The sequence below is a fragment of the Minwuia sp. IMCC3009 genome (assembly GCF_029909415.1).
Lineage (GTDB): Bacteria > Pseudomonadota > Alphaproteobacteria > Minwuiales > Minwuiaceae > Minwuia.
Map to the genome: position 1 here is coordinate 353,803 of NZ_CP123781.1, position 25,666 is coordinate 379,468.

General features: G+C 65.3%; 28 protein-coding genes and 1 tRNA gene. 15 read left to right on the forward strand and 14 right to left on the reverse strand.

Features of this window, described 5'->3' with window-relative positions; genetic code table 11:
• Positions 1-38 precede the first annotated feature (38 nt).
• The 3 genes from QGV55_RS01520 to QGV55_RS01530 are packed head-to-tail and all read right to left on the reverse strand — an operon-like array spanning position 39 to position 3,038.
• Positions 39-1,367, reverse strand: coding sequence for a magnesium transporter (locus QGV55_RS01520; protein ID WP_281018641.1), 1,329 nt, complete (start codon positions 1,365-1,367; stop codon positions 39-41).
• Positions 1,364-2,212 carry a hypothetical protein gene (locus QGV55_RS01525; RefSeq protein WP_281018640.1) on the reverse strand — a complete coding sequence of 283 codons (849 nt, stop codon included), beginning with the start codon at positions 2,210-2,212 and terminating at the stop codon, positions 1,364-1,366. Before QGV55_RS01525 ends, QGV55_RS01520 begins: the two co-directional genes overlap by 4 nt.
• Positions 2,205-3,038 (reverse strand): mechanosensitive ion channel domain-containing protein, encoded by an 834-nt coding sequence (locus tag QGV55_RS01530; protein WP_281018639.1) that lies wholly within the window; start codon positions 3,036-3,038, stop codon positions 2,205-2,207. The genes QGV55_RS01525 and QGV55_RS01530 overlap by 8 nt, the downstream gene beginning before the upstream one ends.
• A 172-nt stretch (positions 3,039-3,210) precedes the next feature.
• Here QGV55_RS01530 and nth point away from each other — a divergent pair, with 172 nt between their 5' ends.
• The 3 genes from nth (at position 3,211) to QGV55_RS01545 (ending at position 5,703) form a co-directional block, all read left to right on the forward strand.
• The gene (gene nth / locus QGV55_RS01535) at positions 3,211-3,846 is read left to right on the forward strand and encodes an endonuclease III (RefSeq protein WP_348637661.1); all 636 of its coding nucleotides are present in this window, start codon (positions 3,211-3,213) and stop codon (positions 3,844-3,846) included.
• 122 nt (positions 3,847-3,968) lie between these two features.
• The gene (locus QGV55_RS01540; RefSeq protein WP_281018637.1) at positions 3,969-4,487 is read left to right on the forward strand and encodes a MaoC family dehydratase; all 519 of its coding nucleotides are present in this window, start codon (positions 3,969-3,971) and stop codon (positions 4,485-4,487) included.
• Between the two features lie 25 nt (positions 4,488-4,512).
• Positions 4,513-5,703: an acyl-CoA dehydrogenase family protein gene (locus QGV55_RS01545; protein WP_281018636.1), complete on the forward strand. Its 1,191-nt coding sequence runs from the start codon at positions 4,513-4,515 to the stop codon at positions 5,701-5,703.
• A 46-nt stretch (positions 5,704-5,749) separates the two neighbouring features.
• On the opposite strand, the gene QGV55_RS01550 is transcribed toward QGV55_RS01545, so the two are convergent.
• A complete protein-coding gene (locus tag QGV55_RS01550; protein WP_281018635.1) occupies positions 5,750-7,174 on the reverse strand; it encodes an FAD-binding oxidoreductase in 1,425 nt (474 codons plus the stop codon).
• A gap of 83 nt (positions 7,175-7,257) precedes the next feature.
• Between QGV55_RS01550 and ppa the strand changes: the two genes are divergently transcribed.
• The gene (ppa, locus tag QGV55_RS01555; RefSeq protein WP_281018634.1) at positions 7,258-7,782 is read left to right on the forward strand and encodes an inorganic diphosphatase; all 525 of its coding nucleotides are present in this window, start codon (positions 7,258-7,260) and stop codon (positions 7,780-7,782) included.
• 124 nt (positions 7,783-7,906) lie between these two features.
• Here the strand turns inward: ppa and QGV55_RS01560 are convergent, their stop codons facing one another.
• Positions 7,907-8,350 (reverse strand): hypothetical protein, encoded by a 444-nt coding sequence (locus QGV55_RS01560; protein WP_281018633.1) that lies wholly within the window; start codon positions 8,348-8,350, stop codon positions 7,907-7,909.
• A complete protein-coding gene (locus QGV55_RS01565; RefSeq protein ID WP_281018632.1) occupies positions 8,350-10,125 on the reverse strand; it encodes a lytic transglycosylase domain-containing protein in 1,776 nt (591 codons plus the stop codon). The genes QGV55_RS01560 and QGV55_RS01565 overlap by 1 nt, the downstream gene beginning before the upstream one ends.
• 85 nt (positions 10,126-10,210) lie before the next feature.
• On the opposite strand from QGV55_RS01565, the gene QGV55_RS01570 reads away from it, so the two are divergent.
• The 8 genes from QGV55_RS01570 to QGV55_RS01605 all read left to right on the forward strand — a co-directional run bounded on the left by QGV55_RS01570 (position 10,211) and on the right by QGV55_RS01605 (position 16,695).
• A complete protein-coding gene (locus QGV55_RS01570) occupies positions 10,211-11,146 on the forward strand; it encodes a nitronate monooxygenase (RefSeq protein WP_281018631.1) in 936 nt (311 codons plus the stop codon).
• A 91-nt stretch (positions 11,147-11,237) separates the two neighbouring features.
• Positions 11,238-11,741 (forward strand): MarR family transcriptional regulator, encoded by a 504-nt coding sequence (locus tag QGV55_RS01575; protein WP_281018630.1) that lies wholly within the window; start codon positions 11,238-11,240, stop codon positions 11,739-11,741.
• Positions 11,742-11,793: 52 nt separating this feature from the next.
• A tRNA-Gln gene (locus QGV55_RS01580) sits at positions 11,794-11,868 on the forward strand.
• 104 nt (positions 11,869-11,972) lie between these two features.
• Positions 11,973-12,191 (forward strand): hypothetical protein, encoded by a 219-nt coding sequence (locus QGV55_RS01585; RefSeq protein ID WP_281018629.1) that lies wholly within the window; start codon positions 11,973-11,975, stop codon positions 12,189-12,191.
• Between the two features lie 109 nt (positions 12,192-12,300).
• Positions 12,301-13,050 carry a methyltransferase domain-containing protein gene (locus QGV55_RS01590; protein WP_281018628.1) on the forward strand — a complete coding sequence of 250 codons (750 nt, stop codon included), beginning with the start codon at positions 12,301-12,303 and terminating at the stop codon, positions 13,048-13,050.
• An 8-nt stretch (positions 13,051-13,058) separates the two neighbouring features.
• Positions 13,059-15,374: a PEP/pyruvate-binding domain-containing protein gene (locus tag QGV55_RS01595; RefSeq protein WP_281018627.1), complete on the forward strand. Its 2,316-nt coding sequence runs from the start codon at positions 13,059-13,061 to the stop codon at positions 15,372-15,374.
• A complete protein-coding gene (locus QGV55_RS01600) occupies positions 15,371-15,985 on the forward strand; it encodes a gamma-glutamyl-gamma-aminobutyrate hydrolase family protein (protein ID WP_281018626.1) in 615 nt (204 codons plus the stop codon). Before QGV55_RS01595 ends, QGV55_RS01600 begins: the two co-directional genes overlap by 4 nt.
• A complete protein-coding gene (locus QGV55_RS01605) occupies positions 15,985-16,695 on the forward strand; it encodes a phosphocholine cytidylyltransferase family protein (protein WP_281018625.1) in 711 nt (236 codons plus the stop codon). Before QGV55_RS01600 ends, QGV55_RS01605 begins: the two co-directional genes overlap by 1 nt.
• Before the next feature lie 7 nt (positions 16,696-16,702).
• Here QGV55_RS01605 and QGV55_RS01610 read toward each other — a convergent pair whose 3' ends face one another.
• The 8 genes from QGV55_RS01610 to QGV55_RS01645 all read right to left on the reverse strand — a co-directional run bounded on the left by QGV55_RS01610 (position 16,703) and on the right by QGV55_RS01645 (position 23,833).
• A complete protein-coding gene (locus QGV55_RS01610; RefSeq protein ID WP_281018624.1) occupies positions 16,703-17,230 on the reverse strand; it encodes an adenylyl-sulfate kinase in 528 nt (175 codons plus the stop codon).
• On the reverse strand, positions 17,227-18,477 hold the full coding sequence (locus QGV55_RS01615; RefSeq protein WP_281018623.1) for a sulfotransferase: 1,251 nt from the start codon (positions 18,475-18,477) through the stop codon (positions 17,227-17,229). Before QGV55_RS01615 ends, QGV55_RS01610 begins: the two co-directional genes overlap by 4 nt.
• Positions 18,478-18,630: 153 nt before the next feature.
• Entirely contained in the window at positions 18,631-19,164 is a 534-nt protein-coding gene (locus QGV55_RS01620; protein WP_281018622.1) for a response regulator, read from the reverse strand.
• A 9-nt stretch (positions 19,165-19,173) separates the two neighbouring features.
• On the reverse strand, positions 19,174-19,722 hold the full coding sequence (locus tag QGV55_RS01625; protein ID WP_281018621.1) for a response regulator: 549 nt from the start codon (positions 19,720-19,722) through the stop codon (positions 19,174-19,176).
• 93 nt (positions 19,723-19,815) lie between these two features.
• Positions 19,816-20,391, reverse strand: a complete 576-nt coding sequence (locus QGV55_RS01630) for an ActR/PrrA/RegA family redox response regulator transcription factor (RefSeq protein ID WP_281018620.1) — start codon at positions 20,389-20,391, stop codon at positions 19,816-19,818.
• A gap of 46 nt (positions 20,392-20,437) precedes the next feature.
• The gene (locus QGV55_RS01635; protein ID WP_281018619.1) at positions 20,438-21,757 is read right to left on the reverse strand and encodes an ActS/PrrB/RegB family redox-sensitive histidine kinase; all 1,320 of its coding nucleotides are present in this window, start codon (positions 21,755-21,757) and stop codon (positions 20,438-20,440) included.
• Positions 21,758-21,824: 67 nt separating this feature from the next.
• Positions 21,825-23,357 carry a carotenoid oxygenase family protein gene (locus tag QGV55_RS01640; protein ID WP_281018618.1) on the reverse strand — a complete coding sequence of 511 codons (1,533 nt, stop codon included), beginning with the start codon at positions 23,355-23,357 and terminating at the stop codon, positions 21,825-21,827.
• Positions 23,358-23,368: 11 nt separating this feature from the next.
• Positions 23,369-23,833, reverse strand: a complete 465-nt coding sequence (locus QGV55_RS01645; protein WP_281018617.1) for a DUF2141 domain-containing protein — start codon at positions 23,831-23,833, stop codon at positions 23,369-23,371.
• A 147-nt stretch (positions 23,834-23,980) separates the two neighbouring features.
• On the opposite strand from QGV55_RS01645, the gene QGV55_RS01650 reads away from it, so the two are divergent.
• Genes QGV55_RS01650 through QGV55_RS01660 form a run of 3 tightly spaced genes read left to right on the forward strand, consistent with a single transcriptional unit; the run spans position 23,981 to position 25,661 of the window.
• On the forward strand, positions 23,981-24,799 hold the full coding sequence (locus tag QGV55_RS01650; RefSeq protein ID WP_281018616.1) for a LytTR family DNA-binding domain-containing protein: 819 nt from the start codon (positions 23,981-23,983) through the stop codon (positions 24,797-24,799).
• Positions 24,796-25,254 carry a YcgN family cysteine cluster protein gene (locus tag QGV55_RS01655; RefSeq protein WP_281018615.1) on the forward strand — a complete coding sequence of 153 codons (459 nt, stop codon included), beginning with the start codon at positions 24,796-24,798 and terminating at the stop codon, positions 25,252-25,254. Before QGV55_RS01650 ends, QGV55_RS01655 begins: the two co-directional genes overlap by 4 nt.
• A 44-nt stretch (positions 25,255-25,298) precedes the next feature.
• The gene (locus QGV55_RS01660) at positions 25,299-25,661 is read left to right on the forward strand and encodes a nuclear transport factor 2 family protein (RefSeq protein ID WP_281018614.1); all 363 of its coding nucleotides are present in this window, start codon (positions 25,299-25,301) and stop codon (positions 25,659-25,661) included.
• The last annotated feature ends 5 nt before the right edge of the window (positions 25,662-25,666 follow it).

The window sequence follows — 25,666 nt, forward strand, 5'->3', positions numbered from 1 at the left end:
CAGCTTTTCAGTCCCGCCGCAAGATTGTGTCCCGCCTGTCAGACCAGCATGGAGAACAGGGCCGTCGCGATGCCGAGGAAGGAGAAGAAGCCGACGATGTCCGTCACCGTGGTCAGGATGATCGACGACGCTACCGCCGGATCCTGCTTCAGCTTTGCCAGGATGATCGGCACCAGTGCGCCGGAGGTTCCCGCCGCCACCATGGAAATGATCATGGATATGACGATGACCAGCATCAGCCCCGGACTGCCGCTCCAGATCAGCACCCCGACACCACAGGTGATCGCGATGCCGATGCCGTTCATCAGACCGGCCTGAACCTCCTTGCGGGTGACGCGCACCCAGTCGGCAACCCGGATCTCCCGCAGGGCCAGCCCCCGCATGGTGACCGCCAGCGCCTGTGCCCCGGCGTTGCCGGACTGACCGGCGACCACCGGCAACAGGATGGCAAGGGCCGTGACCTGCGCGATGGTATTCTCGAACACGCCGACGACCGATGCGGCCAGGAACGCGGTCAGCAGGTTGATCTGCAGCCAGGGCTGTCGCTTGCGCACGGCGAAGAAACTGGTCGAGAGCGCATTCTCGTCACGTCCGCCGCCGACCATCATCTGGGCCGCTGCCGTGGCGTCCGCCCGCACCGCCTCGATCATCGCCTGGTTGCCCACCAGGCCGATGGGGCGCCCGTCGGGGCCGATCACCGGCAGTTCACCGATATGCAGCTTCTCGAAGGTCTCGGCGATGGTGGTCTGCGGGTCCATTGGACTGAGGGCCGCAGGCACGCCCACGCTCAGCTCCGACAGTTCCTGAGCCGGATCGGCGAGCAGCAGCGCCTTGCACTGGACACGCCCGGCAAGCACACCTGCATCGTTGGTGACGAGGATGGAGACAGGCCCGTAGTCCGGCGTCTGGCGCAGCAGACGGATCGCCGAATCGACACTGGCGGAGCCGCGCAGGATGATGACGCCGGTCTGCATCAGGTTGCCGGCCGTTCCGGGCGGGTAGCTGAGGATCTCGTCGATCTCCCGCCGGATGCCGTCGCTCAGCCCCCCGAGGATGCTTTCCTGGCGCGACTTCTCGAACGATGCCAGCAGACGGGCCGCGTCACCCCGGTCGATCTGCTGGACCAGCAGGACCACTGTCTCGTCGTCCAGCAGGGGGGCCACGGCGGATGCCTGACCGGATGATATGTGCCGCCAGCTTGCGACCAGACTTTCCGGTGGCAGTGTCCCGAGGGCCGTGGCGACCTGATCCGCATCGAGCTCATCCAGCCCCGCTGCCGCTTCGCGCGGGAAGCTGCGGGCGTAGGCCCCGACCAGATGCAGCAGGTCCGAATCCGGTGCGGCAGTCCCGGCGACGGTCGCGTTCATGCCCGTTCCTCCCGTCCACTGTCCGCCGTCCGGCCGGCAAGCAGGGCCGTCATCGTTCCGGTCAGCCCGGTTTCCAGCAGCACCATCGTATCCAGTGCGGAGCGATCACCGGAGCTGCCGGCGCTGGCGGCCGTGCCCGCCATCATGGCGCGGCGCAGGTCGCCATAGCCGATGCAGCCCACCAGGCGTCCACGCCGGTCTACGGCGGGCCGAATCTCATGCTCCAGCCAGTCCTCGTCCTCCGCCGCCATGTGGACCGCCGCTGCAGCGGGGATCGCGGAAACATCCGTGATCGGCAGATCGCCGATCAGCGCGTCCGGCGTGGCGCGCATCAGGTCCAGCGCCGACAGGGCGCCGGTGGGGCGGTTCGCGCCATCGACCAGATAGATCGGTGCCCAGCCGACCGGTCGCGCACGCCGTACCCGGGCGGTCACTGTCTCCACCGTTTCGGCCCCGCGTGCCCTGGCGACTTCCGTCGCCATCAGGGCACCGACGGAGGACTTCGGCTGGCTCATGACCAGCGCCACCCGCGCACGCAGGGTCTTCGGCAGGCTTTCGAGCAGGGCCGCCGCATCTTCATCGCTCGCCTGTCGCAGCATGCGCCCGATGTCCGACGGGGCCATGCCCCGGATCAGCGTGGCGCGATCCTCGTCCGACATGCCGAGCAGCACGGGAACCGCGCGGAGCGGGTCGAGATGGTCGAGCAGCTTGCGCGCGCTTTCCCGGTCGAGCCGCCCCATGGTTGCGCCGATGCGCGCAGGCTCCCATTCCGCGACGGCGCGGGCCGCGGCGCTGGGGTGCTCGATGATGAACTGCCTGACGACATGGGTGAGCGTGTCACTCATGATCGACCTCCTGGCCCAGGATGGTGCTCGACTGTTCCAGGAACGCCTTGGCAGGAACCGAGACCCGGCCCTCCGCTGTCTCGATGATCATGGCGGTGGCTGTCAGGGCGAGGATCGTGCCTTCATGCTCCCCGACGCGGATACGCTCCCCCACCCGGTAATCCGCGCCCAGATGGCGGGCGCCGATCAGGTTGGCGACAAGGGTGCGTGCGCCCAGCGCGAACGCCAGCGCCGCGCCACCGAGTATGGCGGCCAGCACGATGCCCACCACCGTGATGACGATGGTGACGTCGATACCGACCTGATCCACACCCACGATCAGCAGCATCCCGACCGTCACGGCCTGGATGGTCCGGCCCGTGACCTCGCGCTGTGTCGTGGAGAGGGTGGTCAGGGCATTGATCGAGATCCGGTAGGCCAGATTGCCCAGCACCAGTCCGGCGGCGATGATCAGCAGGCCGGAGAGGATGCTCGGCAGCCAGATGATCAGTTCCTCCAGCCAGGCGGAGAGAACGTCGAGGCCCAGCATGCTGCCGGCGGTTGCCAGGAACAGGACCAGGACCGCCCAGTAGACGACATCCGCCAGGATGCGCCCTATGGGCCTGCCGCCCGCCACGTCGGAAAGTCCGAGAGGCATGCGGTCGGTCAGACGGCTCAAGCCGCCGGACAGCTGCAGGGTGATCGCCCGCAGCAGCCGTGCGACAAGCCAGCCGACAAGGGCAAGCACGACCGCAGCGACAAGGTTTGGCAGAAAGGCGATAAACTGTGCCAGCAGGCCCGAAAGTGTCTCCAGCACTGACTCCGAAAGTCCGGACATCTTTTCCATGTTCGGCAAATTTCCTTGAACAGGTTTTTTTACGCTACTTCTTGATGGGCATCGGGTTAGCGTTGCGTGCATCAGACTGCACCATTGTTTCGTGTCGCTGTCATTTGAATTCGTGTCGGATACAGAACACCCGACGCCAGGGATCGGAGGGGGGAGAGACCGGATGGCACGCATGAAGAAGGCTGATGTGGAGGTGTTCTTCCAGCGTCTGTCGGACGCGGATCCGGAGCCGAAGGGGGAACTGGACTACGTGAACGCCTACACGCTGCTGGTGGCCGTGGTTCTCTCGGCCCAGGCAACGGATGTCGGGGTCAACCGTGCGACAGGTCCGCTGTTCAAGCGTGCCGACACGCCGGAGAAGATGCTGGCGCTCGGCGAGGACACGGTGCGCGATCACATCAAGACCATCGGTCTCTACCGCAACAAGGCAAAGAACGTGATCCTGCTGTCGCAGCAGCTGCTGGATCGCCACGGCGGTGAGGTGCCCGATACGCGGGAGGAACTGGAGGCACTCGCGGGTGTGGGCCGAAAGACCGCGAATGTGGTGCTCAACATCTGGTTCGGGCAACCGACCATCGCTGTCGATACGCACCTGTTCAGGGTCGGCAACCGCACCGGGCTGGCGCCCGGCAAGACGCCTCTGGCCGTCGAGCTGCTGCTGGAGAAGCGGGTGCCGAAGCAGTTCCTGCGCCATGCGCACCACTGGCTGATCCTGCACGGGCGCTATGTCTGCAAGGCGCGCAAGCCCGAGTGTGGCCGCTGCCGCGTCATCGACGTGTGCCAGTTCAGGGAGAAGACGGCAGAGTAGGGGAAGGTTATCTTCTGCGACCTGTTCTGTCCTTCTCCCCACCCGACTGCCTACGGGAGTCCCTGGTGGGGGACAGGGATGGATCAGCCAACGGTCAACGCATCCGGGGAGGGACATGCAGCATGGTCAGGACGATAGAGGATCACGGTGGCAATGATCAGGGTGGCCGGCGGTTGCGGGAATCCTTCGGACGCTGCTTCGAGGATTTCGTGGTTGGCGATATCTACGAACACCGTCCCGGTCGCACGATTTCGGAGGCGGACAATACCTGGTTCACCTTGCTGACCATGAACCAGCATCCGCTGCACTTCGACCATGCCTATGCGGCGAAGTCGGAGTTCGGGAAGCCGATCGTCAATTCCGCCCTCACCCTGGCCGTGGTCACGGGGCTCAGTGTTTCGGACGTGAGCCAGAAGGCGGTGGCCAATCTGGGCTGGACCGACATCCGCATGCCCGCGCCTGTGTTTCACGGTGATACGCTGACGGCGGAGTCGGAGGTGCTGGAGATGCGGGAGTCCGCCTCCCGCCCCAATGACGGGATCGTCACGGTGGAAACGCGCGGCTTCAAGCAGGACGGCACACTGGTCATCGCCTATCGGCGCACCGTTCTGGTGCCGCGCCGGGGGCACGAGATCGACTGAACAGCCCTGGGGAGGGGAACAGGACATGAGTGAGACAGATCGCGAGATTGTCGGGCGCTCCGGCGAGTCGATCAGTGAATCGGACGAACGCCAGTTGCTGGACTCCATCGACCGCTGGCTGGAGCGCGATGTGCGCGACCGGGTGCTGGACCTGGAACACGCCGACGAATATCCGCACGAGATGGTGGCGCAGATGCGCGATCTCGGGCTGTTCGGTGCTACCGTCGGGCGCGAATGGGGGGGGCTGGGGCTGCCCGCCCAGACCTATTCCCGCATCGTCAGCCGGATCTCGGAGGTCTGGATGTCGCTCACCGGCATCTTCAATTCCCACCTGATGATGGCGGCGGCGGTGGAGCGTTTCGGCACCGAGGCACAGAAACGGCACTTCCTGCCCCGCTTTGCCAGTGGTGAACTGCGCGGCGGCCTGGCGCTGACGGAACCCCACTGCGGCACCGACCTTCAGGCCATCCGCACAAGGGCCGTGCGCGATGGCGACGACTACGTGATCAATGGCGCCAAGACCTGGATATCCAACGGGATAGAGGGCGGGGCCGTTGCCCTGCTGGTGAAGACGGACTGGGACATCGAGCCGCGCCACAAGGGGATCAGCCTGTTCATCGCGGAGAAGGGGCCGGGCTTCAGCACCGGGCGCAAGCTGAAGAAGCTTGGCTACAAGGGCATCGATTCCGCCGAACTGGTCTTCGAGGACTATCGCGTACCCGCCGACAATCTGATCGGCGGCGTGCCGGGCCAGGGCTTCCGTCAGACAGTTGGCGGGCTGGAACTGGGGCGCATCAACATCGCGGCACGTGGCGTGGGCGTGGCCCAGGCGGCGCTGGACCGTGCCGTCGAGTACGCCCAGGTGCGCGAGACCATGGGCAAGCCGATCGCGGAGCATCAGGCGATCCAGCTCAAGCTGGGCGAGATGGCCACCCGCTGCCGCGCCGCGCGCCTGCTGACGGAGGACGCGGCCCGCGCCTATGACCGGGGGGAGCGCTGCGACATGGAGGCCGGGATGGCCAAGCTGTTCGCATCAGAAACCGCGCTGGAGAACGCCACCGAATGCATGCGCATCCATGGCGCCTATGGCTACAGCCAGGAATATCACGTCGAACGCTATTTCCGCGACGCGCCGCTGATGTGCATTGGGGAGGGCACCAACGAGATGCAGCGCATCATCATCGCCCGCCAACTGATCGCCCGGAACCCGGCGTAGGGTTGGGGGAGACGGGCTGGCGCCGCTTCCCAAGAAAGGAGCCCGATCAGAAGTTCAGCAGCTTGCCGGGGTTCATGATGCCGTTGGGGTCCAGCGTGTGCTTGATCCGGTGCATCATCTGCAGTTCCACGGGTGACTTGTAGCGTTCGATCTCGTCGCGTTTCAGGCGGCCAAGGCCGTGCTCTGCGCTGATGGAGCCTCCCATGCGGTGGACGATGTCATGGACGACATGGGCCACATCCTCCCACCGGTCCAGAAACGCCTGCCTGTCGCCCCCCTCCGGCTGCAGCGGGTTGTAATGGACGTTGCCGTCGCCGATGTGGCCGAAGGCGACGGAGCGGAAGCCCGGCACCACGTCCTGCAGTGCCGTGTCGGCGGCGGCGATGAAGTCGGGCATCAGCGGCACCGGCACGGAGACGTCATGCTTGATCGACCCGCCACCGAGCTTCTGCGCCTCCGACAGGCTTTCGCGCAGCGCCCAGAGCGCCGCTGTCTGTGCCTCGGACTCGGCGACGACGGCGTCCAGCACCAGGTCCTTCTCGAAGCCGAGTTCAAGGGTGCGTTCCAGCGCGGCGCGCAGGGCGCCGTCGCCCTCACCGGACGAGAATTCCATCAGCACGTACCAGGGATGGGTGCCCGCCATCGGGTCACGCGCATCGGGCAGCAGTTGCAGTGACAGGTCGAGACCCAGCCGGGGCATGATCTCGAAGCCCGTCACCTGCCCGCCGGAGACGGACTTCGCCAGGCCGAGCAGTTCGACCGCCGCGCGCGGGTCGGGCAGGGCGGCGAAGGCCACCTGCCGGTCGGCGGGTTTCGGGAACAGTTTCAGGACGGCGGCGGTGATCACACCCAGCGTGCCCTCCGCGCCGACGAACAGGTGCTTCAGGTCATAGCCGGTATTGTCCTTGCGCAGGCCGCGCAGCCCCTCCCACAGGGTGCCGTCAGGCAGCACGACCTCCAGCCCCAGCACCAGATCGCGCATGTTGCCGTAGCGCAGCACGGCTGTGCCACCGGCGTTGGTGGAGAGATTGCCGCCGATCTGGCAGGTGCCTTCCGACGCGATGCGCATGGGAAACAGCCGGTCGGCCGCATCCGCCGCGGCCTGCACGTCCTGCAGCACGCATCCGGCCTCCACCGTGATGGTGTCGTTCAGCGCATCCACGGCCCGCACGGCCTTCAGGCGGCCCAGCGACAGGATCACCTCATCGCCATTGCCGAAGGGGATGGAGCCGCCGACGAGGCCGGTATTGCCGCCCTGGGGCACCACGGGCGTGCGGGTCTCGTTGCAGATGGCCAGCACCTGCTGCACCTCCGCCACCGTGCCTGGCCGCACCACCAGCGGGGAGAGACCCTGCCACTTCTCCCGGTGTTCCGTCGTGTAGGGCAGCATGTCGTCCGGCCGGTCGACGAACCCCTTCGGCCCGACCACATTCTTCAGCCGTTCAAGAACTCCAGGCGCCAGATCATTCACGAAACTGTCCTTCCCTCATATTACCTGTCCCGGAAGCCGCGCGGATCATGGTATGGAATGCCACCGCTCAACAGGACAGAAACATGATCATAGACAACATTCCCGTCGGCAAGAATCCACCCTGGGACATCAATGTCATCATCGAGATCCCCATCGGCGGCGTGCCCGTGAAATACGAGATCGACAAGGCGTCGGGGGCGATGGTGGTGGACCGGTTTCTCCACACCTCCATGTTCTACCCCTGCAACTACGGTTTCATTCCGCACACGCTGGCCGATGACGGCGACCCGGTGGATGTGCTGGTGGCCGGCAATGTCCCGGTCGTGCCGGGCGCCGTGGTGCGATCCCGCCCCATCGGTGTGCTGATCATGGAAGATGAGGCCGGGCTGGACGAGAAGCTGCTGGCCGTGCCGCATGACTCCCTGCATCCCTATTACTCCAACGTCGAGAGCTATCGGGCGCTGCCGCAGATCCTGCTGGACCAGATCGCCCACTTCTTCGAGCACTACAAGGATCTGGAAAGCGGCAAGTGGGTCAAGGTCCAGCGCTGGGGCGAGGCAGGCGAGGCCTGCAAGCTGATCGAGAGCGCCATCAAGGCCGAAGGCTGAGGAGTCTGTCTGACTGACCCCGGCCAGCCCTCTCCCCCTTCCCGACCACCCATTAGGATAATCCCGTGGGTGGTCGGGAGGGGGAGAGGGCTGGCCGGGGCCCGCAAACGACTCCTGCACGCCGTCAGTCGCGCTGCTCCGGCAGCGGTTCCAGTTTCACGGTGCAGCCCCTGAATCCGATGACCGAGGCGCGGTTGCCGCTGCGCGTATCGTCCCAGTAGGGATCGCCATCGGCGAACTGCACCTGATATCCCCAGCGCGCCATGGCGCTTTCACGGATGTCGATGCACCAGTAGATGCCTGTCGGGACCAGCCGGATGGCGTAGAGGCCGTCGAGGGGGTCGGTGAAGAACCAGACCTCGAAATCCTGGCCCATCTCATGCGCCCGGGCCTTGACCGACGGGTACTCGCCCCAGCGGGCGCGGTCATGTTCGTAGTGCCGTGCCGCCGCGCCATTCGATGCGGCGATGATCTGCCGGTCGGTCATGCCCCAGTCGGCATATCGCCAACCGGCGTGGGCGCCGGTCGTGGCCAGCAACAGGCAGGCAGCGACAAGCAGGCCACGCATCAGCCGTCATCCAGTGACTGGTAGATCGGCCAGCGCCCCGCGGCCATCGCGTCAAGGGACGGGGCGGGCTGACCCAGCCGGTCGCGGTAGATCCAGAGCGCCGACAGCACGTCACGGGCGAAGGTCCGGGTCTCGGCGGAGCCCATCATCTCCAGGAACAGCAGCGGGTCCTGCTGCACGTTCGTATTGGTCGACCAGCGGGCGGCATTGCCCGGCCCGGCGTTGTAGGCGGCGATGGCCAGAAGCAGGTTGTCCTCCGGCTTGACCGCCTTCAGGACGTAGCGGATGTAGGCCTGTCCCAGCCGGATATTGAGGTGCGGATCATGCAGCGCACTGTTGGTCGGGCGCGGCTGCCCCGCGATACGGGCGACATAGCGGGCCGTGGTGGGCATCAGCTGCATCACGCCCCGCGCGCCGGCGCTGGAGCGGGCAAGCGGGTCGAAGCCCGACTCCCTGCGCGCGATGGCATAGACCAGCGCGCGGTCCACATGCACCTCCGGTGAGAGGGGCCATGCCGGGGCCGGATAGAGCGCGGGATCATGCCGCTCCCCGTGGCTGTTCAGGCGTCTGCGGGCAAAGCGCAGGGCCGTGGCGGGCGCATCGATGTGCGCGGCCAGCCGCAGGACGGCGTCCAGTCCGGCACGGTTCGCGCCGTCCGCCATCAGCCGCAGTTCCATGTCGGCGCGCACGATCTGCCCGACCTCTGCCAGTGCCAGCGCCCGACGTACCCCCGGGAAGGCCAGCATGGCCGAGAGCTGCTCCTGGGGCAGGCTGGGCGGCTTCCAGTCGAAGCCGGGTTGCCGCGCCAGCAGGCGGTTGGCGATCTGGCCATACATGTCGCGGGGGGAGGCGCTGGCCCGGCGCAAGGCCGGCAGCACGTTCAGGAAGTCGCCTGTCGCCAGTGCGGATCGTGCACGCCAGACTCCGGCGGCGGATTCGAGTCCGGTCAGGGGATCGCCATCCTTGCCCAGCGCCAGGCCGAACGCCGCATGGGCCTCTTCCTTGCGGCCCTGGGCCCAGTATCCGATACCGGCCAGGAAAGCCCCCTTCATCTGTCCGGGACCTGTGCCCCGCATGGCCAGGGTGGCGGCATTGATCGCCTTGTCGACATATTCGGCCGTCAGATAGCCGCGCGCGATCAGTGCATGGGCCAGCGCCCGTGCGTCCGAGCCCATGCGCCACCCTTCGCGTGTCTCCATGGTCTTCAGTGCCCGTGTCGGGGCATTCCGGTAGACCAGTCGGCGGATCGACCGCAGCATCAGCCGGTCGTGGCGAGACAGGTTGGCCACATTCTGTCGTACCGTATCGGGCTGACCCGTCGCGGCGACCTCGCCGGTGAGCCGCAGCGGTCTCGGGCTGGGCGGTTGCAGCGCCTTCCAGCCACTGGCCGGGCGGCGGCGCTCCGCCAGCCTGTAGACCTTGTCCGCCAGCGGGTGGTCGGCGTAGTCGCGCATCCATTCATGCAGTTCGCGATAGCTGGAGCGCCAGGCGGTGGGATGCATCAGGCGCTGATAGCTGACATGGCCCATCAGCAGCGGATCCTCCAGCTGGCGGATCAGCTTGCTCGCCTCATTCCAGCGCCCGGTCTGCTGCAGCACGAAGATCTGGCGATAGCGGTCCTGATCGGCGGTGCTCAGGATGGTCGGCAGACTGACCTCCGCCGCCCGCGCCGGTGCCGCTTGCAGGACCACGATCATGGCCATGACCAGCACGAGCCATCTGGCCGGCCAGCAGCGGGTATTGACGGAGAGGTAATTCTGGCGCGACCTGTTCATCGGCGCATTCAAGTCATAGTGGGGGGCGGGGGCAAGCCTGCCGCTAGGTCATCTGTGATGAACAATCCATGGGGAGATGGAAAAAATGGTTGAACTGGCAGGCTTGCGGGACCGGTTGAGCGTACCTGTGATCGCGGCTCCGATGTTCCTTGTTTCCGGGCCGGAGCTTGTGATTGCGGCGGTTCAGGCCGGCGTCATGGGATCGTTTCCGACGGCCAATTGCCGGACCGTGGAACAGCTGGATGACTGGATGTCGCAGATGATGGCTGCCTCGGGTCCGGCGACTGCTCCGGTGGTGCCGAACCTGATTGTTCACCGCACCAACAGCCGACTCGCCGATGATCTGGAGGTCATCTGCCGCCACAGGCCGGAGATCGTCATCGCCAGCGTGGGCAGCCCGGCACCGATCATCGACCGTATCCGTGACTATGGCGGGCAGGTCTGGGCCGATGTGGCCTCCATGCGGCATGCGGAGAAGGCCATCGCCGCAGGGGCGGACGGCCTGATCCTGCTGACGGGCGGTGCGGGCGGACAGACCGGCTGGGCCAATCCCTTCGCATTCGCACGCGGTGTCCGCGCGATCCATGACGGACCGATGGTGGTGGCCGGGGGTGTCTCCGACGGTCGGGCCATCGCGGCGGCGGAGGTCCTGGGTTTCGACTTCTGCTACATGGGCACGCGTTTCATCGCGACGGAGGAGAGCATGGCGGTGCAGCGCTACAAGGACATGCTGGTGGCCGCCAGCCTGGACGATGTGCAGCTTACCGACGCGATCACCGGACTGGACACCAGCATCCTGCGCCCGTCGCTGATCGCGGCGGGGCTGGATCCGAAGAACCTGCCCGCGCGCGACAGCATCGAGATATCGAAGGACATCAACCCCGATGCGCCGCGTCGGTGGAAGGACATCTGGTCCGGCGGGCATTCGGTCGAGGGCGTGCACAGGGTCCAGCCTGTCGCCGAACTGGTCCGGGAGGTCGCGAACCAGTACCGGCAGGCGCGAATGCATCCAGGACGCTGACTGGCGCCCGCGCGGCAGCAGAAAAGCGCTTCCCTTGCCTGGGCAATTATGTGCCTAGTGTTCCTGTTGTAGCGGGAACGGAGTGGGTGACATGCATGACACGTCCGGGTCGGGGCGTCGGTCGGTTGCCACCGGGGGCGATCAGGATATCGACTTCGATGACCTTCTCCAGATTCAGGTGGTGACACTGGGCAACAAGCTCGGTCTTTCCATCCTGCGGCGCGCGCTGGCGCCAAAGAACCTGTCGATCCGGGAATGGCGGGTCATCGCCATCATGTTCGTCTTCGGCCCCGGCATGGCGCGGCAGATCTCGGAGCTCACGGCGCTGGATCCTGCCCATGTCAGCCGCACGATCCATCAGTTGAAGAAGCGCGGCATCGTGACGTTCCACGAGAACCCGAATGACAAGCGCCAGATCATCGTCGACCTGACGGCGGAGGGCGCCGCACTGGCGCGGGAGTTGCTGCCGCAGGTGTCGGAGATCGCGCACGCGGTCCGCAGCATCTTCACCGATGAGGAATTCGCGCAGCTGATCAGTTACCTGCAGCGGGCCAACGACCACCTGGATGTCATGCTGTCCAGCGACCCGGACTGACCGGATCGGTATTGCAGTCGGGGCTTTTCCAAGGGTAGAACTCCGCCGTTGCTGGGGCGTCGCCAAGTGGTAAGGCAACGGGTTTTGATCCCGTCATTCCCAGGTTCGAATCCTGGCGCCCCAGCCAACATCCCGCCAGGCCCGTGATGCACGACTTGCGCTGGATCAATTCCGCAGTGGAATTTGTGTGCATCAATCGACGCCGCATTCACCACCACGCAGGAAATTGCCATGGCCTCCATCTCGTCCATCGTTCGCAAGCATGTCGATGCCGCCATCGCGGAAGCGGCTGAAACAGGTTACTCGCGGGAGGAAGTCGCCCGTTCGATGCTGTCCTTCGTGACCAACATCTACAAGGAAAACCGCTCCACCGACGAGATCGCGGCGGAACTGCGCCACGAGATCGACAATCTGGACCCGGATGCCGAACACGCCTTCATGCGCCCCTGATACCGCAGGGTATCCCTCTCCCGGCTGAACCGGTGCTGGAAACATGCTGTCGGGAGATGTAACAAGTCTCTTCATGACAGATTCGTGACGCTATTCGGGGGCTTGGCCGGTGAAGACTGATTGGGACTACAGCGATCTTGCGGACGCCTATCTGAAGCGACCGGATTACGCCGACACGGCGATTGATGCGATGCTGCGCCTGGCGGATGTCGGCGCGGGGGCAAGGGTGTGCGACGTCGGTGCGGGTGTCGCCCATCTGACGATCAAGCTCGCCGAGCGTGGGCTGAAGGTCGATTCGGTGGAGCCGAACGATGCCATGCGCGCGAATGGCATCAAGCGCACCAGCACGATGACCGATGTGCGCTGGTTCGAGGGCACCGGGGAGGCGACCGGGATGGACGGCGGGGCCTATGACCTCGTCACATTCGGCAGCTCCTTCAATGTCTGCGACCGGCCGAAGGCGCTTGCGGAGACGAAACGCATTCTGGTGCCGGGTGGCTGGTTCGCCTGCATGTGGAACCATCGCGAACTGGATGATCCGATCCAGTCGCGGATCGAAGGGATCATCCGCGACGGTGTGCCGGGCTATGGCTATGGCACCCGGCGGGAAGACCAGACCAATGTGATCGAGGCCTCTGGCCTGTTCCGCAGTGTCGTGACGGTGTCAGGCAAGGTGGTGCATGAACAGTCGAAGGTCGATTGCGTCGAGGCCTGGCGGTCTCATGCCACCCTGGAACGGCAGGCGGGCGAGAAGTTCCATGACGTCGTCAATGCCATCGAGGCCTATCTGGATGGCCTGCCGGGTTCGTCGATCATGGTGCCCTATCGTACCAATATCTGGGTCGCTCAGTTGAGCTGACGGGGCAGATGCTGCATTTCTCCACCAAGGCGGAAACACTGGAAACACTCCGCGGGGACCTGACCACGGCGTCGATCGCGCCACAGGTCCATTTCACGGTGGTGGAGTGGCAGCAGAACCGGAACGCGATCCTGGAGACCCTTTCCGCCCGACTGGGGCCGGTTGCGGTCATCGTGCGGTCCAGTTGCGGGCGCGAGGACGGTGAACAGGCTTCGAATGCCGGTGCCTTTCTGTCCCTGCTGGATGTTGCGGAGGATGACCGGGCTGCTGCGATCGACGAGGTGGTGGCAGCCTATGGTGTGACGGACGGGGCCGATCAGGTGCTGGTACAGCCGATGCTGCGCCAGGTTGTCCGGTCCGGCGTGGCCTTCTCCCATGATCCGAGCACGGCAGCCCCCTACCGCATCATCAACTGGGTCGAGGGCACCGACACAACGGCAGTTACCGGCGGCAAGCATGTGCGTACCTGGCAGCAGGCGGCATGGTCGAAAGTCGACCCGCCCGCCGAACTGGAGCCGGTGCTTGTCCTGCTCGACGACATGCTGCTGCGCTCCGGTGGTCGCCCGGTTGACCTGGAGTTCGCCGTTACCCGCGAAGAGGGCGATGGGGAGAGGCTGTGGCTGTTGCAGGCGCGGCCGTTGATCCTTGACCGACCGGCCCAGGACCCCCTGGAACAGGCGCGTCTGCTGGGCCATGCGGCGGAACTGGTGGCGCGCGGCATGCGCCCGCATCCGTTCGTGAAGGGGGGCAGGACCGTCTTTGGCGTCATGCCTGACTGGAATCCGGCGGAGATCATCGGCCTGCGGCCCCGACCGCTGGCCCTGTCTCTCTATCGCGACCTGGTGACGGATTCGATCTGGGCGTATCAGCGTCACAACTACGGCTATCGCAACCTGCGCAGTTGCCCGCTGATGCTGCACTTCCACGGCCTGCCGTACATTGACGTGCGGCTGTCCTTCAATTCCTTCGTGCCTGCCGCGCTGGATGATGGCATCGCCGGACGGCTGGTCGATCACTATGTCTCGCGTCTGCTGGCGGAGCCGACCCTGCACGACCGGATCGAGTTCGAGATCGTACTGTCCTGCTATTCCCTGGACATCGCCGACCGCACCCGCGCACTGCGGGAAGCCGGGTTCACCGAGACCGAGACCGGTCAGATCGCGGATGCGTTGCGTGATCTGACGAACGGGATCATCGACCCGGAAAAGGGACTGTGGCGCACCGACGCCGCCAAGCTGGAGACGCTGGAGCGGCGGCGGGAGGAACTTCTGGCCGCGGACACAAGTCCCGTGGATCGCATCTACTGGCTGCTGGAAGACACCAAGCGCTATGGCACCCTGCCGTTCGCGGGCCTCGCACGGGCCGGGTTCGTTGCGGTCCAGCTGTTGCGCTCCCTGGAGAAGGTCGGCGTCTTCTCGCCGGAGGACACGGATGCCTTCCTGCAATCCACCTCCACCGTGACAAGCCAGATGGCGGCGGATCGCTCCCGCCTGTCGCGCTCTGTGTTCCTGCAGAAGTACGGACACCTGCGCCCCGGTACCTACGACATTCTTTCCCGTCGCTACGACGAGGCGCCCGACCTCTACTTCAACTGGTCGGAGCGGCCGGAACCGGTCGATGCGGCCCGGCCCTTCAGCATCAGCCTGCCGCAGATGAGGGAGATCGGGCGGCTGCTGGACGAGCATGGTCTGCAGATCGATCCGGTGGGCCTGTTCAATTTCCTGCAGGCCGGAATCGAACTGCGGGAACAGGCGAAATTCGCCTTCACGCGGAACCTGTCCGACATCCTGTCCCTGCTGCAGGACTTCGGTGAGAGCCATGGCTTCAGCCGTGATGACCTCTCCTATTGCGACATCACGACGATCAAGGAACTGCAGATCGCGGCCCTGGGCCCGAAGGAAGTGCTGGCCCGCAGCATCGAGGGCGGGCGCGCGCGCTATGCGGAGACGCTGACGCTTTCGCTGCCGCCCCTGATCCAGCGACCGGAGGACGTCTGGGGCTTCGAGTATCCTGCGATCAACCCGAACTTCATCACCCGCAGGCAGGTGACGGCGGAGGTTGGCGATCTGGAGCAGCGGGACGCACTGGCCGGATGCATTGTCTGCATCCCCAATGCCGACCCCGGCTACGACTGGCTGTTCTCCCGCGGGATCGCCGGTCTTGTCACCGCCTGGGGCGGGGCGAACTCGCACATGGCCATCCGCGCCGGGGAACTGGGGCTGCCCGCCGTCATCGGCGCGGGTGAGGTCAATTTCGAGAAGTGGTCGACCGCGCATCGCCTGCATATCGACTGCGCGGGGAAACTGGTCGAGATCATCGCATGAGCCGGCAGCCTGTCATCGCCGTTACCCAGCGTATCGACGATTACCCTGACCGGGGGGAGCGCAGGGACGCCCTGGATCAGGCACTGATACACTGGCTGGCGGACGCGGGCTTCACCGGCCTGCCGGTGGCAAATTCCTGGACTGGCGAGCAACTGGGCGACTGGCTGGCAATGGTCGACCCATTGGGTGTGGTCCTTTCCGGTGGCAATGACATCGGCACCTGTGCGGACCGGGATGCGGTCGAGCGCCATCTCATCGCCTGGGCGCTGGACAATCGGCGGCCGCTTCTGGGCATCTGCCGGGGCATGCAGATGCTGGCCGTGGCGGCGGGCGGACAACTGAAACAGGTTTCAGGCCATGTCCGGACCCGGCATCAGCTCGCGGCCCCTTTCGGTGATGTGAACAGCTATCACGACAGCGCGCTGGCCGGATGCCCGACCGGGTACGGCGTGCTCGCCAGATCAGCCGATGGCGAGATCGAGGCCATGCAGCACGCGACCCACCCGGTTGTCGGCTGGATGTGGCATCCGGAGCGGGAGAGACCGTTCGATCAGGGTCATCTGGACCTGGCACGGGCACATTTTCATCAGACAGCAGTGGGGACGCCGTGATGCGCGCCATCATCCTGGCCGCCGGTCGCGGTAGCCGCATGCAGACACTGACAGAGGAACAGCCGAAGTGCCTGACCGAGTTGCATGGCAAGCCGCTGCTGGCGCGACAGATCGAGGCCCTGCGCGGTGGCGGTATCAGCGAGATCGGCATCGTCACGGGCTACAAGCGGGAGAAGCTGCAGCCCTACGGGCTGGTCGAGTTCCACAACCCGCTCTGGGAGACCACAAACATGGTTTCCTCGCTTGCTGCCGCTGACAGCTGGCTCACCGAAGGGCCATGCATCGTCAGCTATTCGGACATCTTCTACGAATCCTCTGCCGTCGAACTGCTGCGCGGGAGCAAGGCGGATATCGCCATCACGCATGACCCGGACTGGCTGGAGGTCTGGAGCAAGCGTTTCGACGACCCGCTGGAGGACGCTGAGACGTTCCGGCTCGACGGCGACCGCGTGGTCGAGATCGGCAACCGACCGCAGACGGTCGCGGAGGTCGAGGGCCAGTACATGGGCCTGCTGCGTTTCACGCCGACCGGTTGGGCGGAGGTGCAGCGCATCAGGTCGGAACTGCCGGAGGCGGAACGGAACCGCACCCACATGACCGGCCTGCTGGGGCGTATCATTGCCGCCGGTCGGGTGCCTGTGCGCGCGCTTGCCTACCGCGATGGCTGGGGAGAGATAGACACGGCGACGGACCTGGCGAGCTACCAGTAGGCCGCGCTCACTTCCGCAGCAGCGACAGGACCTGCACGGTCAGATCATCAATGCCCACCCCGGAGTCCCAGCGCAGGTGCAGATCGGGTGCGGTGGGATAGTCCACGGCGACATCCAGTCCGGACACATCGGTGATCTCGCCCGCGTCGAACCGGCGATAGATGCCCTTGGGATCACGCCGCCTGAGTTCCGCCAGCGGTACATCCAGGAATATCTCGGTATATCCGGGCAGGTTCTGCCGGTTCCAGTCCTGAACCTCGCGGTAGAGGGAGATGGTCGCGATGACGACAGTCAGACCCTGATTGCTCAACATGCCGCACAGGCGGCCATAGCGCAGGGCGAGATCGAGTCGCGCGGCACGGGTGTGGCTTGCCGCCGACGTCGCGGTCGGCCCGAAGACGGCACGCAACTCGTCCCCGTCCAGCAACACGACAATTTCCCCCGACTGGCGCAGCCCGTCCGCGACAGGCCCGGCGAGAGTCGACTTGCCTGCACCGGACAGGCCGGTGATCCAGATCGTGCGACCGGTCTTCATGCTGCAGGGTCGCGGTCGAGGCGAAGATGGGCCAGCGGGCGTCGGACGGACCGTCGCAGCGCCAGCAGTTCCTTCAGGACCAGTGCTGTCTCCACCAGCCCCAGTCGCCGTGCGAAACGCTTCAGACCCCTGTCATGGGCAATGGTATCGGCGCGGAACCATTCCATGTGCGAAATCAGGATCCAGAGGAAACCAGCCAGCGATGTGGTGCCCACCGTTGCCGGGTCCGCATAGCCTGCGCTCCTGAGGAAAGGGCGCGTGAACCATTCGGCGAACCGGTACTCGTTCCGGCTCAGGCCTTTCTGCGTCCCGATGGTGGCGGGATAGATCAGCGCTGCACGCTTGTGTTCGAAGGTCGGAATGGGTGCACCGTCGGCACTGTTGCCGAGCCACGGAATGTCACAGACCGATGACGCATGCAGCGCCGGATCGTCGCTGATGCCGAGCCAGAGGGCCAGGCGGCGCAGGATCCCGTCGGGATCCTCGTGCAGGGTGTTCAGGTCAAGCAGTCGAAGGCGGGACTCGTCGGACAGCTGCGCGGCCACCGCCTCCATGTTGCGCCAGCATGTGACTGACCAGCCCCGGACGTTGCGGCAATAGTTGCGAAACGACGCATGTCCCGTCCGCCGGTCGAGGGTCAGGAAACTGAGGCCGCTCTCGATGGGGTGGCGGCAGGTTGCCAGGATCCGGGTCTCGGGAAATGCGCGCAGGATCGCCGGCATGTCGCCTGCAATGGCGCGATTGTTGTGATGCTGCAGTACCACGTACCGCAGACGATCCAGATCCTGCCCGCGAACGACGGCCCACGCCACGGCGAGACTGACGTAGAGGCGCCTCTCCTCGGCGCTGTCGTTCAGGGTTTCCCAGGCCAGCCGGAAGGCATCCTCGAACTGCGGGCGGCGCTGCCGGAACCAGGTCGCCAGCGCATCGGCCATGGAGGCGTCTTCGCCCGCGAAGCTCCGGCCATCATGGAATTCCGGATGGGCATCGAGCCATGCCGAGATGTCCTGGCCAGCCGCCCTGAAACTGTCCGCGTGATGCCAGTGCTGTGCGACCTCCGAAAAGCAGACGACCTCCGGGTGGCCGTCGAACAGGGACTGGATCAGGAACGAACCGGATCGTCCAAGGGGCGAGATGACGATCAGGTTCAGGCGGTCGGCGGCATCGCGGATATCCGCGCGTGCTGGCAGTGCGTCCATTGCCGTCCCGTCAGGACTGGCGGTCTTGTCGGAGGTCAGGCTGCTCATTCACGGTGTCCGCTATCCTGCTGGCAGATCCCCGCTGGCGACGGATACGCAGTGTCGTGAAGCAGAGGCCTCGAATCTGGTCTCCAATCTGGAGGGAGAATCGGAATTGATCAAGGAACCGTCTTGCGGGCCAGGCAGGGGGCCGGACGCGGGTCAGGCAGCGAATACGCTGTCGGATTCATCCTGTTCCAGATCATCCGCACGGCGGCGCGGGGCGTCTTCAGGGGGGACTGTGCGTCGACGACGGTCGGGTCCGAAGAAATCATTGGTGCGGACAAAGGGGCGGGCATTCTCGATCACGGCTGTCAGGCGCTGGGCAAGTACCGCCACCGAAAGGGGTTTGGCCAGAAATTCGGTGACACCGGCGTCGCGCGCGCCGATCACGCCGTCATGGTCACCAGCGCCCGAGATCATGATGATCGGCAGGAAGGGGTGGGGACTCTTCTCGTCGTTGCGCAGGTAGTGGACCAGTTCGATGCCCGACATGCCGTCCATGCGATGGTCCAGCAGCAAGATGTCGGGTACCGCCTGCTTCATGCGGCGCAGCGCCTGGTTGGCATCTGCGGCTTCCTGGACCATGCTCACACGCAGCGTCTCGAGTATGCGCACGATCAGCGCCCGCATCTGCCTGTTGTCATCGACGACCAGGATGGAGATGCTGCTGAGGTCGAGTTTATCCTTGCCCATCACATGGCCTCAGACATTGCCTGCTACGGGCATCGGGGGCAGGGCCGCAAGTGCGTCAAGTATGGGCGTGGCGTCGAGGGTGCGTCGGCGATCACCGGAATCGAGACCATGACCATCACGCCGGTCAGGACCGAAATAGGTCTTGGTCCGCACGAAGTTGCGCGGGTTCAGGATCACTTCCGACAGGCGGGTGGAAACCAGTGCCGCCGACAGGGGTTTCACGATGATGTCGTGGACACCGGCGTTGCGCGCCTCGATGATCGTGCGCTTGTCGGCATAGCCGGTGACCATCAGGATCGGCACATAGGGGTTCGGGCTTTCCTCGCTCCGGCGGACCAGACGGGTGAAGTCGGTGCCGGAGATCGGCTGCATCCGGTTGTCGATGATGACGATGTCGATGGGCTGGGAGCAGAGGATCTGGAAGGCGCTCACGCCGTCTTCCGCCATATGCATGGTCCGTACGCCCAGCGCCCGCAAGATCTGCACGATGATGTCCCGGATATGGCGGTTGTCGTCCGCCACCATGACCGAGAGCATGCTGAGATCGAGGTACTTCAAGGCGTCACCACAGACAGGTCCACGGTACGCGCGCCCATCCGCGCATACACCGTGAACCCTAGTACTGAAGGCTTTCGCTTTGGTTAATCAGCCTCAGCGCGGGCTGCGCTTCGCCAGAATGCGCTGCAGGGTCCGGCGATGCATGTTCAGCCGCCGCGCCGTTTCCGACACATTGCGCCCGCAAAGCTCGTAGACCCGCTGGATATGCTCCCAGCGCACACGGTCGGCGGACATGGGATTCTCCGGCGGTGCCGGCTTTTCCCCGTCGACGGCCAGCAGGGCATTCGCCACATCATCTGCATCGGCCGGCTTGGCCAGATAGTCGATGGCGCCGGCCTTCACCGCCGCGACGGCGGTCGCGATGTTGCCATAGCCGGTCAGCATGACCGCCCGCGCCTCGGGACGGACCTCATGCAGGACACCGACGATATCCAGGCCGTTGCCATCCTCCAGCCGCAGATCGACGACGGCGAAGGCGGGACGCAGGCTGCGCACCATGGCGATGCCCTCCTCGACCGTCTCTGCCGCCTCCACATCGAAGCCGCGTTTTTCCATGGCGCGGGCCAGTCGCAGACGGAACGCCTTGTCATCATCGATGATCAGCAGGGAGCGATCCTCGAGGTCATTGATGTCGAGCATCTCCTCGTCACCGTCCTTCGCCATACGCATGGTCCCCTTCTGCGTCGTTGGGTGCCGGATGCCGGACGGTCCCCCGTCAGCCCCACGTACCCTGCTCAATAATGCCATGGGGCCAGCGAATGGCAACGCGTGCGCCACACGGTACGCCATTCTCGACCCGGTTGCTGAAGTCGACAGTCGCCCCGGAATGACCCAATAGCGTTGTCGCGATGAAAACGCCAAGTCCCATGCCGCCGCGCTGCCGTCTTGTGGTGGTATAGGGTTCGCCCAGTGTCTTCAAGACATCCTGCGGAAAGCCGGGTCCGTCATCCTCCAGCAGGATGGTGATTTCCGGCGTGTCCCAATAGATTTCGATGCGTACCTGTCGCCTGGAGAAATCGACGGCATTCTCGGTCAGGTTGGCCAGACCATGCAGGACTTCGGGACTGCGCGGCACCTCCGGCGGGTGGCCGGTCTGCGGCTCGATCACGATACTGACCTCTGCGGTGCCATAGGGCTCGACCGCCGCTTCCACCAGCCCGACGATGGTGGTCTTGCGGAAGGTATCGTCCCCGTCGCCTGGTCGTCGTGAGAGTTCAGCCAGGATATCGCGGCAGCGCTCCGTCTGGCTGACCAGCAGGTCGATGTCCTCGGTCAGCGGGCTTCCCGTCTCCAGGTCGCGCTGCAGTTCCCTGGCGACCAGGTGGATGGTGCCGAGCGGGGTGCCGAGTTCGTGCGCGGCGGCGGCGGCGATTCCCCCGACCGCGCTGAGCTGTTGCTCCCGCGACAGCGCCAGTTGCGTGGCGCGCAGGGCGTCGGACATGCGCTTGGTCTCGAAGGCGAGACGGCCCGCATAGGTCGACATGAAGGCGATCCCGAGAGCCAGCGCCATCCAGATCGCGCCGACATAGAGCGTCGGAAAATGCAGCCCCGCGCCGGCCCACGGCAGAGGCAGGTACCAGAAGGCCAGCAGACTGGTGAAGACCAGCGCCAGCAGGCCGAGTGCCGCCGTGCTGAGCACCGACAGGATCGTCGCGGAGATCGTCACCGGAACCAGGATCAGGATGACGAACGGGTTCGTCAGACCACCTGTCATGTACAGCAGGGCCGCCAGTTGCAGCAGGTCATAGGCCAGGAACAGCGCCGCCCCCCGGTCCGACAGGCGCGCCGTTGCGGGATACTGGACCGCAAGGACGATGTTCAGCACGCCGGAGGCGAGAATGGTCAGCAGGCAGGGCAGAAAGGGAAACTCGAAATCCAGCCCGAAGCGGATCAGCAGGACCGAGAAGCTCTGGCCCAGCACGGCGATCCAGCGGATCAGGACCAGGGTCTGCAGGCGCACGCGTCCGGATCCGCTGACACCTGGGCTGGTGCCGACGACAAACAGGTCCTGGATTGCCATCTGTCGGTCGTTCATGCGGGATTCTTCCGCCGAGGGTCAGTTCTGCTCCGGCGGAAGATAGCCCGTTTCGGGTCGCCCGCAATCAGGCTTTCATGAAACTGCCATGCAGACCGGCGGGCAGTGCATAGGGCAGGGTCGCCACCGCGACGGGGCCGGAGGACAGATCCGTGGCGTCGAATATCTTCAGCCGGGTGCGCGCCGCCGCGTAGTCCAGCACCGTCTGCAGAACCCAGCCAGCCGCTGAATCCGAATCGCCGCCGTCAGCGGGAACCAGAATCGCCTCCTCGGCGATCTCGGTCGGACCATGGACGAAGGCGTCGATGCGCCCTGTCGCCTGATCCACCATCGCCGTGGTGGAGAACAGGGGGTGATCCACCCCGGCATCCGGGTCGGCGAGCAGCAGGACCGCGCGGTCCGTGCGACGACCGATGCGGCCCGGATGCACCTGCGGGAACTCCGTCGCGGGGCCGTCGATCAGGGGGGATTCGCTGAAACTGCCCTTCGCAGGGTCGATCCTGGCGCTGCGATAGCTGGCGCCGGTGCCCGTGGGGGCCTCCCCGTTCATCACCTGGCGGAAAGCCTCCGTGGTCATGGACGGATCGGCATAGTGGCAATAGTCGAAGCGGATGATGCCTGCCGCATCCTCCCAGGCATTGCCGAAATGATAGACCCAGAAGGCGGGCAGCTCGACGATCCGGCGGCGGCTCGGGTCATCCTTGTCGATGATCAGGGCCTGACCGCCGGTCTCCGGCTGCCAGACATGCCTTTCCAGGAACGTCGCCCCTGCTGTCCCGTCATAGCGCCAGGGTGTCAGGATGAAGACGACATGCCGCTCCGTGATCAGGAAATCATGCACCATGGGGGTCGGTGCGACGTCCAGCAGGTGCAGACTGTGCAGCCCGCCATCCGGATTGACCCGGTAGAGCACGATCTTGCCCGCATATCCGGCGTAGCCGAAGCTCCAGAGTGTGCCGTCCCGGTCCAGCCGCGGATGCGCGGAGAAGGGCATGCCGCGCGCCTCCGGTGCCAGGGTGACGAAGTCCCGGAAGGCCAGCGTCTGCGGATCGAGCTCGATGGCCGATCCACCCTCCCAGAGCGCCAGCAGGCGACCCCCATGCCGGATGATGCTGATGTTGCCGGGGTTGAGCGCATCGGGTGAACTGATGGCGGCACCGTCGACGTCGGTGTCGAAGGCGTCGTAGAGGGGCCGGAACGCGGCCTGCTCCGCCCGCCACTTCGGGGTGTCGATGATCCGCCCTTCGTGGCGCACCGTGCCGTCGGCCAGGCGGAAGCGGTGGACCAGCCCGTCGCCGTCGAACCAGTGGCGATAGCGATGGCCGAAGACCTCGTGCCCCGCAGGACCGTTGCGGCAGAAGTCCCCTTTCAGGTCGGCGGGAATCTGCCCCTCCACGTGTATCTCGCTGCTGTCCGCGGCAACGGTCGGTGCCTCCAGCGTCTGCCAGCCCAGCAGCCATGGCCGCTCCCGCAGGCCGACCTGGAAGTTGAGTGCCCGATGGCGCATGGCATTGGCGTCGGCCAGCGCGGCACCGGAGATGCCGCCGATCCCGAGTCCGGCGACGGCGATGGAGGTCATGAACGTGCGTCGGTCCATCATGATGCGGTCTCTCAATAGGTCAGCGGTGCGCGGGTGGTCACGGTACCCTCGACGGGCACCGTCACGGCAACATCGTCGAAGAAGGGCGGGCCGAAGTTCGCCCGCGCCGCATTGCTGAATGCCACACCCTCCGTCGGAATGCCCAGCAGGTTGCTGTCCAGTTCGCCATTGGCGTTGGCATCGTGAAACACGGCAACGCCATAGCGCCCGGCTGCAAGGTCGGGAAAGCTGAAGGTCATCGTGCCGGGGGCGGCGACACGGAAGCTGGCCGCCGTCTCCTGACCGGACTTCAGGAACTCCGATCCCTCCGCGTAGAGGGCAACCCGCAGGTGGCCGTCACTGCCGACGATGTTCTCCACCGCGATGCGCAACTCGCCCGCATGCGCCATGGCAGCGGGCAATGTGAGCATCGTCACGGCAAGCATGGCAGCGCGCGCGGACCGCGCGGCGCCGGTGCGGCGGGATGATGAAGGCATGACAGAAGTTCGTCCGAACATGGGCTGGTGTCCTTTCGCCGATGAATGTACCTCTTGGCGTCGACAGATTTCGCGTGTGACGCCGAGGGGTGAAGCCTCTCCTTCGGCAAATGCGTCCCGGGTTTCGTGAAACAGGACACTGTGCACTTGGCGCTTCGTGAATGGGAACGGCTGAAAGCGATCCTGCTGGAGGGGCTGGCCGTCGGGGGCGTCTGGTTCCTGGCGGTGATGATCGGTCCGTTCGGCACGTTCAGCGCGCTCACACCCCTGGAACTGATCCAGTACTGGGGTATCAGCATCGCGCTCAACTGGCTGCAGATTCGCCTGGCGCATTTCTTCCTGCACCGCCTGCTGGGCGAATCCAGATTCTGGCTTCCGACGGTGGGGGCCTGTGCGTTGGCATCGGTGCCGGCAACGTTCGAGGTCATCTGGCTGGAGAGCACCTTCCGACCGGAGACGGTGGAACACATCGGTTTTCTCTGGCTCTATCCGCAGGTGTTCGTCCTGTCGCTGGCGATCACGATTCCCATCATGCATTTCTTCATGAGCCGTTCGGCGCCGGCAACGGCTTCGGATGAAGCGGCGCTGTCGGCGCAGGGCGAGGATGCGCAGGGTGATGATGCGCAGGGGAACGGAACGCTGGTGGCCAGCGCGGCACCGCGATTCCTGCTGCGTGTGCCCACCCGCCTGGGCCGGGACCTGCTCTGCCTGCAGGCGGAGGATCATTACGTCCGTGTGCATACGGCACTGGGCGACGACCTGGTCCTGCACCGGTTCTCCGACGCCGTGGAGGAACTGGACGGGCTGCGGGGCCTGCGGGTACACCGGTCCTGGTGGATTGCCGAGGACGCGGTGCAGGATGTCGTGCGGCGCGACCGCAAGACCTGGCTGCTGCTGCGCAACGGGCTGGAAGTGCCGGTCAGCCGTACATATCTGCCTGCGGTCAGGGAGGCCGGCTGGTCATGAACACGAACACCGATGAGGACGAGCGCCCCTTCTGGGAGACGACACGTCTGGAGGACATGACGCAGGGCCAGTGGGAATCGCTCTGCGACGGCTGCGGCAAGTGCTGCCTCTACAAGCTGGAGGACATCGACACGGGTGAGATCGTCTTCACCAATGTCGCCTGTCGCCTGCTGGATCATGAGAGTTGCCGCTGTGGCGACTATGCCAACCGCTCCATCGTCGTCCCCGACTGCCTGACGCTGGACACGGAGAACGTCGGCAAGCTGCGCTGGATGCCCTCCACCTGCGCCTACCGCCTGCTCTACGAGGGCAAGCCGCTGGAACCCTGGCACCCGCTGGTCAGCGGCGATCCGGACAGCGTGCACTGGGCGGGAATTTCGATCCGGGGCCGCTGCATCTCCGAAGACGAAGCCGACGAGGACCTTGAGAACCACGCGCTTGACGGGGAGCCGTGATCGCGGCGCGTCACCAGTTGGTTCCTGACACGTGAAAGGCTGGAATGATGAATGCACATATCGAGAATCTGGACCGGATGCTGGCCGTCTGGAACACCTCGGATTTGTCGGAAAGGGCCGCGCTGACCGACGCCGCGCTGGAACACAACGTCCACTTCGTCGACCCCAACCACAACATCATCGGTCGCAGGGCTTTTTTGGCGATGGTCGAACAGATCCAGAAGCAGATCCCCGGGGCACGCTACACCCGCACCAGCAATGTCGACTTGCAGAACAATCACTGCCGGTATCACTGGGCCATACACCAGGGCGACAGCCTGCTGATGTCAGGCTTTGACGTCACGGAAGTGAATGACGCCGGAAAGATCGTGAAGGTCATCGGATTCTTCGGTGAACTCGAACGCTAGGTTCC

Coding starts and splice junctions, on each gene's coding strand:
- QGV55_RS01520 (WP_281018641.1), bottom strand. CDS start 1,367: ATGAACGCGACCGTCGCCGGGACTGCCGCACCGGATTCGGACCTGCTG.
- QGV55_RS01525 (WP_281018640.1), bottom strand. CDS start 2,212: ATGAGTGACACGCTCACCCATGTCGTCAGGCAGTTCATCATCGAGCAC.
- QGV55_RS01530 (WP_281018639.1), bottom strand. CDS start 3,038: ATGGAAAAGATGTCCGGACTTTCGGAGTCAGTGCTGGAGACACTTTCG.
- nth (WP_348637661.1), top strand. CDS start 3,211: ATGAAGAAGGCTGATGTGGAGGTGTTCTTCCAGCGTCTGTCGGACGCG.
- QGV55_RS01540 (WP_281018637.1), top strand. CDS start 3,969: ATGGTCAGGACGATAGAGGATCACGGTGGCAATGATCAGGGTGGCCGG.
- QGV55_RS01545 (WP_281018636.1), top strand. CDS start 4,513: ATGAGTGAGACAGATCGCGAGATTGTCGGGCGCTCCGGCGAGTCGATC.
- ppa (WP_281018634.1), top strand. CDS start 7,258: ATGATCATAGACAACATTCCCGTCGGCAAGAATCCACCCTGGGACATC.
- QGV55_RS01560 (WP_281018633.1), bottom strand. CDS start 8,350: ATGCGTGGCCTGCTTGTCGCTGCCTGCCTGTTGCTGGCCACGACCGGC.
- QGV55_RS01565 (WP_281018632.1), bottom strand. CDS start 10,125: ATGAACAGGTCGCGCCAGAATTACCTCTCCGTCAATACCCGCTGCTGG.
- QGV55_RS01570 (WP_281018631.1), top strand. CDS start 10,211: ATGGTTGAACTGGCAGGCTTGCGGGACCGGTTGAGCGTACCTGTGATC.
- QGV55_RS01575 (WP_281018630.1), top strand. CDS start 11,238: ATGCATGACACGTCCGGGTCGGGGCGTCGGTCGGTTGCCACCGGGGGC.
- QGV55_RS01585 (WP_281018629.1), top strand. CDS start 11,973: ATGGCCTCCATCTCGTCCATCGTTCGCAAGCATGTCGATGCCGCCATC.
- QGV55_RS01595 (WP_281018627.1), top strand. CDS start 13,059: ATGCTGCATTTCTCCACCAAGGCGGAAACACTGGAAACACTCCGCGGG.
- QGV55_RS01600 (WP_281018626.1), top strand. CDS start 15,371: ATGAGCCGGCAGCCTGTCATCGCCGTTACCCAGCGTATCGACGATTAC.
- QGV55_RS01605 (WP_281018625.1), top strand. CDS start 15,985: ATGCGCGCCATCATCCTGGCCGCCGGTCGCGGTAGCCGCATGCAGACA.
- QGV55_RS01610 (WP_281018624.1), bottom strand. CDS start 17,230: ATGAAGACCGGTCGCACGATCTGGATCACCGGCCTGTCCGGTGCAGGC.
- QGV55_RS01615 (WP_281018623.1), bottom strand. CDS start 18,477: ATGAGCAGCCTGACCTCCGACAAGACCGCCAGTCCTGACGGGACGGCA.
- QGV55_RS01620 (WP_281018622.1), bottom strand. CDS start 19,164: ATGGGCAAGGATAAACTCGACCTCAGCAGCATCTCCATCCTGGTCGTC.
- QGV55_RS01630 (WP_281018620.1), bottom strand. CDS start 20,391: ATGCGTATGGCGAAGGACGGTGACGAGGAGATGCTCGACATCAATGAC.
- QGV55_RS01635 (WP_281018619.1), bottom strand. CDS start 21,757: ATGAACGACCGACAGATGGCAATCCAGGACCTGTTTGTCGTCGGCACC.
- QGV55_RS01640 (WP_281018618.1), bottom strand. CDS start 23,357: ATGATGGACCGACGCACGTTCATGACCTCCATCGCCGTCGCCGGACTC.
- QGV55_RS01645 (WP_281018617.1), bottom strand. CDS start 23,833: ATGCCTTCATCATCCCGCCGCACCGGCGCCGCGCGGTCCGCGCGCGCT.
- QGV55_RS01655 (WP_281018615.1), top strand. CDS start 24,796: ATGAACACGAACACCGATGAGGACGAGCGCCCCTTCTGGGAGACGACA.
- QGV55_RS01660 (WP_281018614.1), top strand. CDS start 25,299: ATGATGAATGCACATATCGAGAATCTGGACCGGATGCTGGCCGTCTGG.